Annotated in this window: 8 protein-coding genes; 2 read left to right on the forward strand and 6 right to left on the reverse strand. The window is 60.4% G+C overall.

Going from position 1 to position 14,383, the window contains the following annotated elements; genetic code table 11:
- Positions 1-2: 2 nt before the first annotated feature.
- The 5 genes from NMA52_RS09545 to NMA52_RS09565 form a co-directional block, all read right to left on the reverse strand.
- Positions 3-1,292 carry an NRAMP family divalent metal transporter gene (locus tag NMA52_RS09545; RefSeq protein ID WP_254827435.1) on the reverse strand — a complete coding sequence of 430 codons (1,290 nt, stop codon included), beginning with the start codon at positions 1,290-1,292 and terminating at the stop codon, positions 3-5.
- A gap of 64 nt (positions 1,293-1,356) precedes the next feature.
- The gene (locus NMA52_RS09550; RefSeq protein ID WP_254827436.1) at positions 1,357-3,672 is read right to left on the reverse strand and encodes a chondroitinase-B domain-containing protein; all 2,316 of its coding nucleotides are present in this window, start codon (positions 3,670-3,672) and stop codon (positions 1,357-1,359) included.
- Positions 3,673-3,902: 230 nt separating this feature from the next.
- Entirely contained in the window at positions 3,903-4,334 is a 432-nt protein-coding gene (locus tag NMA52_RS09555) for a hypothetical protein (RefSeq protein WP_254827437.1), read from the reverse strand.
- A gap of 222 nt (positions 4,335-4,556) precedes the next feature.
- Positions 4,557-6,938, reverse strand: coding sequence for a family 78 glycoside hydrolase catalytic domain (locus NMA52_RS09560; protein WP_254827438.1), 2,382 nt, complete (start codon positions 6,936-6,938; stop codon positions 4,557-4,559).
- Between the two features lie 77 nt (positions 6,939-7,015).
- Positions 7,016-8,053: a polysaccharide lyase family 7 protein gene (locus NMA52_RS09565; RefSeq protein ID WP_254827439.1), complete on the reverse strand. Its 1,038-nt coding sequence runs from the start codon at positions 8,051-8,053 to the stop codon at positions 7,016-7,018.
- A 262-nt stretch (positions 8,054-8,315) separates the two neighbouring features.
- Between NMA52_RS09565 and NMA52_RS18990 the strand changes: the two genes are divergently transcribed.
- Positions 8,316-8,828 carry a DapH/DapD/GlmU-related protein gene (locus NMA52_RS18990; protein WP_305884744.1) on the forward strand — a complete coding sequence of 171 codons (513 nt, stop codon included), beginning with the start codon at positions 8,316-8,318 and terminating at the stop codon, positions 8,826-8,828.
- A gap of 123 nt (positions 8,829-8,951) precedes the next feature.
- Here NMA52_RS18990 and NMA52_RS09575 read toward each other — a convergent pair whose 3' ends face one another.
- Positions 8,952-9,968 (reverse strand): c-type cytochrome, encoded by a 1,017-nt coding sequence (locus NMA52_RS09575; RefSeq protein ID WP_254827440.1) that lies wholly within the window; start codon positions 9,966-9,968, stop codon positions 8,952-8,954.
- Positions 9,969-10,267: 299 nt separating this feature from the next.
- Here NMA52_RS09575 and NMA52_RS09580 point away from each other — a divergent pair, with 299 nt between their 5' ends.
- The gene (locus tag NMA52_RS09580) at positions 10,268-14,338 is read left to right on the forward strand and encodes a hybrid sensor histidine kinase/response regulator transcription factor (RefSeq protein ID WP_254827441.1); all 4,071 of its coding nucleotides are present in this window, start codon (positions 10,268-10,270) and stop codon (positions 14,336-14,338) included.
- Positions 14,339-14,383 lie beyond the last annotated feature (45 nt).

Here is a 14,383-nt window from a genome sequence, read left to right on the forward strand (position 1 = left end):
GTTCAGCCAAAGATGTCCGACAGCCCGTTCCAGAGGATGATGAGGGAAAACACGAATGCTCCCACCATTACGATGTTGGTGATCAGGCGATTGGTCGGTAGGCCCGCGTTCTTTCGGTTCCACAGAAAGAGGAAGCAAAAGACCACCAGCGGCAGGGCGAAGACGTTGAATACCTGGGTAAAGATCTGTCCCTGAATGGGGTTGAAGCCGAATACCGGTACGCTTAGTGCCAGAATGCTGGCTACCCCCGTAATCAGTTTGAAGCGACTAGAATTCACGTCCAGCTGCCCGGAATTGTAATCGCCGAGCATCAGGGGTACGATCATCAGACAGGGAAAGATCGAGGAAAGACCGGCGCTCAGCGTCCCGGCGAAGAAGATGCTGACGGCGAACTTCCCGACCGACGGCTCCAGCGCCCCTGACATATCGAGTACGTGGGTGATTTCTTTCCCCTGCCCGTACAGACTGCCGCTCGCCACGGCCATGATTGACCCGCTGATGGTGAAGATCAGCAGGGCCGCAATGATAGAGTCGTTCTTCTGGGTCCGGAAATCGGCCATGGTCCACCCCTTACCCTGGATGAACAGCGGCCGCGAAAGGAAGGTGGCCGCGGCCATGGTGGTCCCTACGAAGGCCGCGATGAGAATCCCCGCCCCCTCCACCTGGGGTATTTTGGGGATCAGTCCCCGCACGATATCCGACGGCAGGGGAAACACGAAGAGTAGTGTAAAGATGAACGACAGTCCCATCAGACTGACGAACAGGGCGAGTACTTTCTCAAAGAGGGAGTAGCTGCCCTTGATCAGCAGAAGGTAGAAAATACCGATGACCAGCACGGCCAGCCCGAGTACCACCCAGTATTTCTGGTCCGCCAGTCCGGGAAAGTTGATCACCAGGATCTCGAAAATGACGTTGGAGGTGATGCCCAGGATCCCGATGAGCGAGTTCCACTGCCCGATCCCCACGGCGACGATGATGGCGATCGCCAGGGCCTTGCCCCAGGGCAGGTGTTTGCGCACGGCGTACAGGGCGGTTTCGCCGGTAAACAGGTAGTAGCTGCCGGATACGTAGATCAGCACGCCCGTGAAGATGCAGCTGAAAAACAGCACCCACAGCAGGTCCATCCCGAAGGAATTGCCCGCCACGATCATGGAGGTGACGCTGCCCGTACCGATGGTGTAGCCGATGGCGAAGATGCCGGGCCCGAAGGCCAGCAGGAAGGCCAGCAGCTTTTGTCCTGCACTCTTTTTGGTGGTCGGATGGCCGTCGCCCGGTCCGTTTTCGTGTTTCATGGTGGTACGCTTCTTACGGTGAGTTAAAGTTGGGGACCGCCGGAGCGGTCGGTTTGACGGGCGATCAGTAAAGCAGTTCGAGTTCCTGTTGCTCCTCCACCTCGATGCGCCCGGAGCGGATCACCGTGTTGTCGCGGTGGTGGTTGTTCTTCTCCCCCCACAGGAGTGCCACGAGTTCTACCGGGTTGTCGCGGAAGGTATTGCCCACCAGGTGCACGTTGATGATGCCGCGCGTACGGATCAGCACGCCGCTCTTCTCCCCCGCGCCGCAGCCGGTAAAGTTGTTGTCGGTCAGGGTCAGTTGTCCGCCTATAGTCGACTCGTCGTAGCCGCCCCGGTAAAAATCGATCACGCTGCTTCTGACCCCGTCGAAGATGCAGCCCTCGAAGGTTACCATCTCGGCGTTGTAGTCACCCTTCTCGTCCGCGGCGAGCACGAAGCCGTTCGCGCAGTTGCGGATCGTCGTGTTGGTGAAGTGGAGGGAGTCGGCGAAGGAGCCCCGGGAAGCCAGCAGGACGTGGCCGAAATCCTCGATTTCGCAGTTGTTCACCGAGAGCTTGTAGGCCGAAGCCATCCCTTCGTCCAGGGGGGCGAAGGCCAACTGATTGGCCCCGCCGCTCAGGTGTAAGTTTTCCAGCCGGATATCGCCTCCGGGATGCATCCGGAGGGCCGGGGTGCCGTCCGGGCCGGCGTACTCGAGGCGCACGTCTCCCCCACCGGCGGCGCGTAGGGTGATCCGCTTGTCGATCTTCAGGGAGGCGTCCAGTGCGTAGGTGCCCGCGCTGAGTTCGATGACGTCCCCGGCGGCGGCCTGTCCGATCAGGTTTGCCAGTTCGCCGGCCGCGGGGCCTGCCTGATGTACGGTAGGTTCGACGACCGCTTTTTCGGTGGAGAACCACGACGGGCCGTACTGGCTTTTGTCGACGCGGAAGTCGGCGGCGGCCGCCAGGTCACTAATGGCCCCGACCCGATTAACCTCATTCCGGGGATTGCCGAACAGGTCGGTCTTGATCCGGTCGAAGTCGTAGCCGGCGTACACCTGGTTCAGCAGCTCGTCCTGGCCGTCCGCCGGCACGAGCAACCAGTCGTTAATCTGCTTCATCTCAATGGTGGCGCTGCGGATGCCCTCGTATTCCGTGTAGGCACTGCCGTGGTTGTCGATCAGGTTATGCTCAAAGCGGACGCCCGTAATGTCATCGTGATTGAATACCGGCAGCGTGTCCACTTCGGTATTGTAGACCAGGTTATTGGCGATGGTGGTCCGGATGGGTGGGGCCGAGCGGATCTCGCTTTCCGGGAGGACGTCGGCGCTGGCCATGTTCTGTCCGACACCGATCTGCCAGGGCGAGCGGCTGTCGATCCAGGTGTTGTGGGCTACCACCACGTCGGTGACCTGCTTGTAGCGGTTCAGGGAGCTTTTGGGGATGCCGTTCATAATCGCCAGGGGACTGCGGAACTGTTCCCCCCGGATCTTGTAGAAGTAGTTGTTGGTGATCCAGTGACCGGTGTTCACTACCCGGACGCCACCGTAGAAATCGGAATCGTCCCCGCCGATAAAGATGTTCCCGTCGACCGTCGTGTAATTGGCGTGCCGCATGACCAGCGAGCCCTCGCATTTGTCGAAGATGTTGTGGGTGAAGAGGTTGAAGTTCGTCTTGTCGGAAATGATCTCCACCTCCCCGTTGCAGGCCTCGAAGTAGTTGTTCGACACGTTCACCCGGCCGGGGGTCATGGAGGTTTCGCTGCCGCCCAGGCGGATCGTCTCCCCCCGGGGTCCACCCTTGCGGGGGCGCGGACCGAAGTAATTGTTCACGATCTGGTGGTGGTTGTCGGTGTGCTCGTTGCCGGCGTGGTAGACCATCAGCGTGGCGCCGTCGTTCGACTTGCCGGCGATGTAGCAGTGGTCGAGCTGGTTATGCTTACCGTAAAATTCGATCCAGGTATCGCTGTCGTAGCGGTTGGGCTGGGTAAAGCCGTCGATCACGCAGTCGGTGACCCGGGTGTGGAAGGCTGTACTGTCGCGCCCGATGCGGTACTGGATCACGCCCCCCTCGGGCGTGTAGCCGTTGCGAAAGTGTAGTCCGCTGACCACCAGATGCTCTCCCCCCAGGTGTAGATAGGACTGTCCCTCCAGGTAGACTTCGCCCGGCGTCTCGGCGCGCAGGGTGATGGGGGCTTCCTCCGTTCCCTTTCCGTAGAAATTTATCCGCGCGTCCCGCCAGACGCCGTTAGCGAGCACGATCTCGGCGCCCGGTCCGCTGCGATCGATGGCCTCGTTCAGTTCCCGTACATCGGTGACGGTAATGGATTCTGCGGAGGGATCACCACCACAGGAAAAAAATAACAGCGCAATGGCGCAGCTCAGTAAGTAATAATTCATGCGATCGACATTTAAACTTCCTGCCCGGGGGCACAACAATTGGTCAACCATAAATTGGTTAACCAATTGTAAGGTAGCCGATCTTTCTGAATATTCCAACTATTGCCGCAAAGCCTTCGGGGCGCCGCCCCGGAAAACAAGCCGACCCTATTCGGCCTACACGGAAGGGACAAAAAAAACGCAGGCCCGTACGGATACGGACCTGCGTCATTAATCTGATGGATGGGGAACTATTCCTCCGTGGGATAGACCGCCTCCTGCGCACGCTGAATGAGCGTGGTGATCTCCGAGCGATCGCTTACCTCGCCGGCGCGCACGCGGTCGGTCAGGTTCTCGATTTCCTCGATCACGGCTTTCAGGCTTTCCTGCGCTTCACCCTCCAGTTCTACCTGCTCACTTTCCAGTGCGGCGGTGGCCATCTGCAGATGGTCGGCCGCCTCGGCGTAGTGGGATTGGTCGAAGGTGGCTACGGCAGCATCGAAGTGGCTGGTAAAGTCATTCTCCCCTTCTTCGGTCAGCGCGGCATCCGCGGTGTTCGGCTCGGTTGCCACTTCACTTCCGGGAGTCAGGTCCTGGTCGGTGACGGTGGTTTCGTCGGGGGTGGCGCTATTGTCACAAGCAAAGGTCAGGCTAAGCATGCCTGCGAGCAAAACGTATTTCATGGGAATACAGTGAATAAGTGAAATAAACTATCGCGTCTAACCAGCCGTCGGTTACCCCCCTCCAGAATGGTGCGGGGTAGGTGCCGATACTTAGTTTACGGAATAGACTATGTTGTAAACACGCGGTCACCGACTTGGTGAAGAAAATCTTAAAATATATTTTTCGCGCAATTTCCGGCCGGGCGGCGGCGCGCGGGAGCCGTGCAATTCCCGAAATAGCCGTCACTTCAGGTCCAGCCGGTTGGCTCCTCCGGTGAGCGGCGTGGTCTTTCCCCGCCATACGAAGAGTCCGTATACATCCGCGGGCAGATGTATACGGGCGGTCCCCGCGTCGAGGTCGTAGTCCGCCGAAATGCTACCCGCCGGATGAGGTATTTCCCCGCTGATCCGACGGATGTTGCCGAGGTGGGGCTCGATCCGCACGCTGCGAAAATGGGGGGCGGAGCTGTCGATGCCCAGTACCGTGCGGTAAAATTCGATATTGGGACTCGATCCCCAGGCATGACAATCCGAGCGGGCACCCGCTACGTCGGAATCCTCGGCCCAGGTAGTCAATCCCAACTCAAGGTTGGTGCGCCAGACGTCGAGCCAGTCGAGGTAGTCGTTGCCCATTCCCGCTTCCGCCAGGGCCCGGTGCAGGTAATACCGAAAGTATATGGAGGCGGGGGCCAGATCCTCGTCGTCCAGCATACGGTTCGCCAGGGCGGCCCGATCTTTCTCCGGGACAATTCCAGCGAGGATGGCCAGGCTGTTGGCGTGCTGAGAATAGTGGTCGTGAGCTTTTGTATCGGCGAAGAGTCCGCGACCGGCGTCCCAGTACTGATCGCGGATGGTAGTTGCCAGCCGCTCCGCTTGCTCCCGGTACTGTTGGGCGAACACTGTCATGCCGAGTTCCGCCTCCAGTTGGGTGGCGTGCTCAAAGGCCAGTAGTAACTGCAGGTCGAGGACGGCGGAGTGACCGTCATCGTCCAGCGGGGCGATACCGCGCGGCCAGCCCTCCACCCAGTCGGTGAAGGACCAGTTGGGCAGGTCGCGCAATGATCCATTCGCATCCTGAAAATTGCCGAAATAGTCGAGGATCTGCCGCACTCCGAAGAGCTTATCCTGAATAAAGGCCCGGTCGGTGCCGTACCACATGTAGTCGCGGAGCATACCGATGTACCAGAGCGAGAATGGCCCGATGATCTGCTTGATGTTGGTGGGGTACCGGCTCGTGGTGATGCCCTCCGGTTGGCGGGAGAAGTGCATGAGGTTGAGGGCGTTCTTGACCAGCCGGTCGTCGCCGGTTTCGTAGAGGGAGACCAGCGCCTGAATACGCGTATCGCCGATGTACTGCAGCTGCTCCCAGTAGGGGCAGTCCATGTACGTATCCATCGCGCACATGCGGGCGGTGCGCCAGCCGATGTCGAGGAGGGTGTCCATTTCCGGGAGTGGACTGCTCAGCTTAGCTCTACGCTCAAAGGGGAAACCTACGGCTACCGCCGAAATATCCGCGATGGTCAGGGGGTCCTCCGCGGTCGTGATCTCCACTTGTACGTAGCGGTACGTGCGGTAGGAAAGCGGGGTAAAGGTTTGCCCGGCCGTGCCGTCGGTGAATATACTGTCCTGGCGGCCCAGTATGGTCTTGCCTTCTACTTCATTACGATTATTCTTGGTCCGCAGATCATCCTCGTAGAGGGCTTCGGCGTAGGTGAGGACTACGCTTGCTCCCGCGCCCCCGCCCAGGGTGATCGTGGGGAAGGCGTTGGTGAGGTAGGATTGATCGAGTAGCAGTGTTGCCGTCGTACCGGCCGGAATCGTCAGTGGATCGGTCCCCGCCAGAAAGTCGTCGGGAACGGTCACACCCGCCGCCCGGCGGACGGCCGCGAAGCGTTCCGGCGTTCGTTGCATCGGAGGGATCGGGGAAGGCACCAGCCGCCAGGGTTGACGGGCGTCCATGCCGACCGTGTTGCGCGGAACGCCGGGGGAAACGGCCCGGGCGGGTTGCCACTCCGAGTCGTCGAAGTCGATCGTTTCCCAGCGGTCAATGCGTTGGGCCATGTCGACACGGTCGCCGGGCCCCGCCACGTAATAGCCGTACATACCGATCATACCGGGCCGGGGTCCGTAGACGCTCACGGGCACCGGGCGATAGCTGCGGTCCTGGCGGCATACCCAGCTATCCCCGGTGTTGATCGGGGCGGAAATCGGTGATGCAGCCTGAACGATCAGTCCCGTCCCGTAGGAAATTTGCGCTTCCTGGCGGAAGTCGCCCGCGTTCCATACCCGTACGGCAAGGCTATTCGTGCCGGCGATGAGGAAGGGGGCCAGGTCCAGCCGGTCGTAGTTCCAGTGATCGAGGTCGCCCTTCGCGGCGCCCCGGTTGACGAAGGAGCCATTGACGAAGAGCTCGTACTGGTTATCGGCCGTGATCAGCATCGGAAAGCTGTCCGGCACCCCGGCCACCTCGATTTCCTTGCGGAACAGATAGACCCCGTAGGCCTCCGGATCGGTCTCCGGTACCGTGATCCACTGGGCGGGCCACATCCGGCGTTCCAGGTCCGGCTGGGGGGACTGGGCCGGTAGGACGCCTGCGGTCAGCAGTACACTTATAAGGATCAGCATTCGGGGGTACGACATCTGGAAGGCGGGTTGTTGGGTCCCGTAAGTTAGTCGGTCGCCCGGTACCGTCGTACCCTTGCTCAGCGCGTCGGCGCGGTGCCCGGTCCGATGGAGGATTCCCGGAACCATACTTCGGTGTAGCTGCCGTTGGCGTACTGTTCCGCTACGTCGCCGTCGTAGGTAGCCGCGCCGGTACTCCAGACCATATTCGTCGCGGGGTCGCGGCCGTTGGTTTGGTTGTAGGCGCCCTGCTTGAAGAACTGCCGCTCCCCCGCGTAAGCCGTGGGGCGTTCGGTGCCGTCGCGACCGATGCCGGCGTAGAGCGATACGATCTGTTCGGGCATGTCCTCCTTGTTGGCGAAGTCCGATTCAAGAAGACTCTTGGTGAAGGTCTTGGCCGGGTACCCCTCCCGTTCGAAGGTGAGGTACATCACCCCTTCGTGGACGTTGATCTCGTACCGGAATTCCTCTCCCAGGGCGACGCCGTCCTCCGGTTCGGCCGGATAGCTGTCCGGGCCGCTGCCGAGGGTCGACATATCGTAGCCCCAGACGGCCGTGGAGTAATCCCACCGCTTATCGTTGTCCCCCTCCGTATTGATCTCGTAATTCCAGAAGACGGAGCCGCGGTCGTGTCCCGGAAACTTTTTATAGAAGATCTTGAGGGGTTCGTTCTCGTGTCCGTCATCGCTGTGGATTTGCCCTACGACGACCGAGTGCGATGCGGCCACCCGCGCATCTCCGGCGGTGGAAACGTGCATCACTTTGACGGTACCGCGCAGTTTACCACCGACATCGGGCGTCCACCGTTCTTTCTGTCCCAATTCGGTCCGCGTATTGTGGGAGTTGGGGGAGGTCACGCCGCCGTTCGGCGTTTTGAAGACGACCCAGTCCGTACTATCGTGGGCCGTATAGAAGTATTCGGGGTGAGCAAAGTCCGTCAGATCGCGGATCACTTCCCCGTTGCCGAGCATAATGCTCCACTGGTCGGGGGAAGACAGTACGTCGCTCGGATATCTTACCCCGTCCTCCGGAGGGGTATCCGCCGGGCTTGTTTGGGGATCCGCATTGCAGCCGGTGGCCAGGATGGTCAGAACGGTGAGGATTAAGGCGTACGTCATTCGGTTAAATTGGTGCATGATGCTCGTTTTATGTTAGCTATCTGTGGTCCACGGCCGGTGGTTTCGCCGGCGGTGACGGCCAACCGGATATTGGTTAACCAATTTACAAGGTAGAGTATCCGGAACAACTGTAATAGCGTAGGGGAGCCCCGGCCCGTAACTTTGTGGCGGTAACTGAACTACTTTTCCGATGCCCCGACCCCAGCAGCAGCCTGACCCTAGTGACATTTTTACCCGACTGCGATCCGGTGTACCCATTCCCATGGACGATCCGGAATACGAACGCATCGGGGCGGCCGTGATACGCACGCGGGAGCTTTTGGTACGCCTTAACCAGTGTGTCGACCCGGCAGCTATCCGCGCTTGCCTCAGCGAGATGACCGGACAAACCATCGATGAGTACACCACCCTCTTTACGCCTTTTCACACAAACTTCGGCGGCCACCTCCGCATCGGCAGGCGGGTATTCATCAACCATGCCTGCAGCTTTCTCGACCTGGGGGGCATCACCATCGAAGACGACGTCATGATCGGCCCGCGGGTCAACATCACCTCCGAAGATCACCCCGTCTCCGCCGCCGACCGCAAAACGCTGCTGCCCGCTGCCGTTCTGATTAAACGGAACGCCTGGATCGGGGCCGGCGCGACCGTGCTCCCCGGCGTGACCGTAGGTGAGAACGCGGTCGTGGCGGCGGGGGCGGTCGTCACGAAGGATGTACCCCCCAATACGGTGGTAGCGGGCATCCCGGCACGCGTGATGAAAAGTATCGGTTAACGGGTTCGCGGGTTGATAGCGTCGCGTTACCTGCCTTCAACGCCGAACCCGGCAGTCCTCGCCGAATGAATTCAATACTGGAAACCTAGGACGACGACAACGATACCTGCCCCGGTGAGAGATTTACCGCCCCTCCTGCCGTACCACCGGATTCCGCGGCAGGGAAGAAGGCGCGCCGAAATTCGTAATCCGCGATTCCACCGGCTCTAGGGTGCGCAGGTAAGCGTAGATGGCCCGCAGATCTTCTTCCCGCATACCGGAGAACATGACCCAGGGCATGACGGTCTGGGGGTCACCGTCCGCGATGACGGGCGACACGTAGCCGGTATCCTGGTACTGCTTAAAGCGCGCTACAAACTGATCCGCCGTCCAGCTGCCGATGCCGGTTTCGTGGGGAGTTATGTTGGCCGAAACGACGGTGGTGTTGTTGGGCAGGGGGAATTTGAAGCCCCCGGAAAACGGTTTGCCCACGAATTCACCGCCCTCCTGGCGGGTGTGACAATCGATGCAACTCGCCGCCGTGACCAGGTACTCTCCGTAAGCGACCTGATCCGACGGGTGGGGGCGGGTGCTGAACTGCGGTTCGGTCGGGATGGTGTTTACGATCAGGTTCATCGGAAAGTCGGAACGGGACGGCTCGGTGACGTGCTCAATGGGCTCCAGGGAACGGAGGTAGGCAATGATGGAGAGAATATCCTCCCGATCCAGCTTGCCGAATGACATGTAGGGCATGATGGGAAAGAGGGCCCGCCCCCCCTCCCCTACTCCGGAAGTAACGGCGCGGAAGATCTCTCCGTCCGTCCAGCTGCCCAGGTTGGCGGGGGTGAGGTTGCTGGCCACGTAGCGCCCGGGAAGGCCGATCTCGTGACTGAACACCTCCCCACCCATACCGACGCTGTGCGGTATGACGGGAGCGGAGTACTGCGTCCAGTCGCGCTGGGAGTGGCAATCCGTACACGCCATCACGTGATTGGCCAGGTATTTGCCCCGCTCCACGTTGGCGGGGCTACGATCGAGGGTAATCTCCGGCGGCGGACCCACGTCGGGCAGAGCCGTTTTGACGTACAGGACGACCGCACCCGCGATCAGCAGGATACCTGTCACCAAAAAGGCGACGAACTTCATAATTTTCCTAGCCATGGTAGTAGAGTATGGGTGAGAAGAACATACCGCTCCAAGCCATCCGGGAGGGATGGCTTCGGTACAGGGGGGGGAAATGGGTTCCAGGCTACCGTCTAGTATCGAAGGGGGGGTGCATGTAAAATAGGGAAGAACGTGACAACATGCAATAGCCCGATCGGCGAAAAATTGCTCTCCGGTAGCTGGTCGGTCGGCGGGAAATCACCCGATCCTGTTGCTCTCGGTAGTTGCGTTGCTCCCGCGGCCCCGCCCGAATTCGTATCTTCCCTACCCGGGTCTGCTCCCGGATACGTCTTCCCATGCTACACATTCGCGGTTCGGTCGCGTGGCTCCTCTTGCTGGCCTGGTGCGCCTTCACCCCCCCGTTGAACGCTCAGTTCAGCAAGCAGATCCACTTCAGAAATATCTCGGTCCGGGAGGGGCTGTCCTACCCCCGGGTGACGTGTATGCTCCAGGATCGGAGCGGCTTCATGTGGTTCGGAACGGACCTGGGCCTCAACCGCTACGACGGCCGCCAGTTCACCGTTTACTTCGCGGACGCTACGGACAGCACCCGTCTCGCCAACGACCAGATAACGGCGCTGTACGAGGACGAGCGGGACCGCCTATGGGTGGGAACGCTGGCGGGACTCAACGTATACGACCGGCGAACTTCCCGCTTCCAACGTTTCGCGCATCCGGTACTGGGAGAAGAATCCATCAGGGCGATCGCGGGCGACGGTAGTGGACGGGTATTCATCATTACGGAACGGGTGTTGCTGCAACTGGACGAACGGCTGAAGGTGGTCCGGGAACTGAGGCTTACCGGCCTGTCTTCCGAACCCGGAATGGATGCGATGACCGCGCTGCACGTGGATGCCGACGACCGGGTATGGATCAATACCAACGTGGGGCTGCGGCGGTACGATGCGGCGGCGGGGCGCATGAGCAATCCTTTGGCCGACTATTTTATCCGCGAACCGGGGGTAGTTGAATTTGTGTCCACGATCTACTTTGACTCGGCCCAACGCATCTGGGTGAGCGATCGGGGCAACGGTCTGCGGTACTACGACCCCGGCAGCCGCCACTGGACGGTGGTGGAGAACCTCAGTTCCCGCTTCATCAACGGCGTCATCGAGGACCGGGAGGGGCGGATCTGGGTCGCTACCGGCCGCAACGGACTGAACATCCTCGACCCCACGACGGGGAGCGTGGAGGTGATCCAGTACGGCGACCGTCCGGAGAGCAACTTCGCGACCAACTCGCTCTCCGGGATCTACGCCGACCGCAACGGGGGCATCTGGATCGGCACCTTCACCAGTGGGATGGAGTACTTCTACCAGCAGCAGGTGAGTTACAACCTTTACTTTCCGAAGGGGGAAAACAGCGGCATCAACAGCAACTACATCACCTCCTTCGCCCCGACCGCCAACAACGATCTGTGGGTCGGGGCCGGCGAGGAGGGTTTGCTCTTTTACGACCGCGGCGCGGACCGCTTCCGGAAGTTGACGCCCACCAATTCCGACTCCCTCAACCTGGGCGCCCGCAAGGAAAACAATTACATCCTGAGCCTGCTGCTGACCGAGGAGGAAGATCACCTCCTGATCGGGACCCTCACCGGCTTTTACGATTACCACCTTGCCACGGGCCGCTGGAAGTACTTTCACCACGCCAACCGGGGCAGAAAACTGCGGCCCGGAAGTCTGGTCAGCACCATTCTGCAGGACGGCCGCCAGATCTACCTTTCTAATCTGGACGGTCTGCAGATCTACGATCTCGACGACGGGAGCCTGGACACCTACCCGCTGCCGAATACGGAGAGCGCCGTCACCTCCCTCGTCCAGAACGATAGCGTGGCATATCTCTCCTCCCGTGCCGGGGCGTTGTACGTATTTTCCAAACGGGATCGCAGTTTCCGTCGGCACGTATTTCCCGCCGATCACCCTCCGCTAGCCGCCGTGACCGCGCTCTACCTCGACGCACGGAACCGTCTGATCGTGTGCTCGGACCACCAGGGCCAGATTCGCTACAACGCGGAACTGACGGAGTTCGAGCGACTACGCGGCCTGCCTCCGACCAGGCACCTTACGGTCATGTCCATCTGCGAAGATCCCGCGCGGGGTTACTGGCTGGCCTCGAATCTGGGACTCATTCGCGTCACCGAAGAGTGGGAGGTGGCTAACATTCTCGACCATAACGAGGGCTTCGAGCCCACCTATTTCAACCGCAACGGCCTGATCGCTACGCCCCGGGGGGAAATCGTGGTAGGGGGGAATAGCGGGATGTACGCCTTTGAACCGGCCAAGCTGCTCGCCGCGCCCCCACCCGACGCCCGGATTCACCTGACGGATTTTCTGCTGCTGAACCGCTCGGCGGTGAAATCGGAAGTAGCGGGCTTCCGGGTGCCGGGAGACCTGCCCTACATCGACGGCGTGCGCCTGCCGGGGTACCAGAGCCTCATCACCTTCGAGTATACCGCGCTGGACTACCACAACCCGTCGCGACTCAACTACGCCTACCGGCTGCGGCCCTACGAGGAGGAGTGGAACCAGGTAGGCAACCGGAACTACGCGACCTACCGCGACCTGCCGGCCGGAGATTACACCTTCGAAGTGAAATACCGGGGGGCGGAGGGAGAGTTCGCACCGCGGGCCGCTACCCTGGCTCTGCACCTGCCCCCGAAACCCTGGCTGAGCGGGTGGGCGTATCTGGGTTACGCCATCGTCCTTTTTTTCCTGGTCCGCCAGTTCTACCTGTACCGCCGCCATCGCCGGCGGTTGCGGCAGGAGGTGGTCATGCAGCGCTTCGAGCGGGAGAAGATGGAGGAATTGTACAATTTCAAGATCGATTTCTTCACCCAGATCACCCACGAGTTGCGCACCCCGCTTACGCTGATCATCGGCCCGCTGGAGGAGATCATCAGCCGCCACCGGGGTGGTGGAGAAGGACGCCTGCTGCGGCTCATTCATCGCAACACCCACAAACTTTTGCACCGGGTGAATCAGATTCTGGACTTCAGAAAAATAGAGCAATCGGACATGAAAGTATTCGCAAAAAAGGGCAACATCGTGACCTTCGCCGAGGAGATCCTGTACGGCTTCCTGAGTATGGCGGAAGAGAAGGGTATCGAGCTCAACTTCGAGACGAACATGGAAAAGTACCCCTACGTACTCTTCGACCGGGACGTGATGGAAAAGATCCTGACGAACCTGGTAGCCAATGCCGTGAAATTTACCGACGCGGGGTGCGTCAGCGTCAGCGTTACGGAACCGGACGATATTTCCCACCCAACCCATTTTCACCTGCGGGTTACGGATACGGGCCGCGGCATCCGACCGGAAAATCTCGACCGGGTGTTCACCACCTTCTTCCAGGAGCAGCGCGGCGATAGTCGGGTGGGATCGGGATTGGGGCTCCACATGGTCAAGCAACTGACCGTTCTGCACCGGGGCACGATCGAGGTCGAGTCCACGTTGCACGAGGGTACGACCTTCACCCTCAGTCTTCCGAAAGCTGATCTGGAACTGATGCAGGAGGACGCCCCGGAACAGCGGGTGAGTAGTGCCTCGCCCGGTCTGCTCCCCCCGCCGGAGCCGGAGCGGGTCAGTCCGGAAGCGGCGGAGGGCAAACTGCTCGTCGTAGACGACGAACCCGACGTGCGGGAGCTGATCGAGGAGATGTTTTCCGACCGCCACGAAGTGCTGACCGTGGAATCGGCCGAACGGGCCCTGGAGCTCGCCCGTACGGCTATGCCCGATCTGATCATCTGCGACGTAATGATGCCCGGCATGGACGGCTATGCGTTTTGCGCCCGGGCCAGGGCCGACTTCCTCCTCGGCCACATCCCGATCATACTGCTGACCGCCCTGAACTCCACCGACCACGAAATCGAGGGACTGCGTACGGGAGCGGATGCTTACGTCACCAAACCCTTTCCGACGAACTTGCTGCGGGCCCGGGTGGAAAATCTGCTCCGTTCCAGGAAGCGTCTGAAACAATCCTTTCTCCACTCCACCCTCCCGGCGACCGATGACCTTGCCCTCAACCAGGCCGATCAGGCTTTCATTGACCACGTTATTGCCTACATCGACCAACGGCTGGACGACGGCACGCTGGAGGTAGCGAATATTTCCGAGGAGCTGGGCATGTCATCCTCCACCTTTTACCGCAAGTTGAAGAGCCTGACGGACCTCAGCGGGAATGAATTCATCCGCACCATCCGGTTGAAGCGCTCCCTCGATCTGCTGCAGCGCACGGACCTGAACATCTCCGAGATCGGGTACCGGGTGGGCTTTTCCGATCCGAAGTACTTCTCCACCTGCTTCAAACGACTGTACCAGATGACGCCGACCGAATTTCAGGCACGCCGGCGGGACAAGGCGGCTCCCTGACCGATTTTTCAACGTAATTGACGAAAATGTAGAAGGCACTAGGAG

The organism is Lewinella sp. JB7, assembly GCF_024297185.1.
Classification (GTDB): Bacteria; Bacteroidota; Bacteroidia; order Chitinophagales; family Saprospiraceae; genus Neolewinella.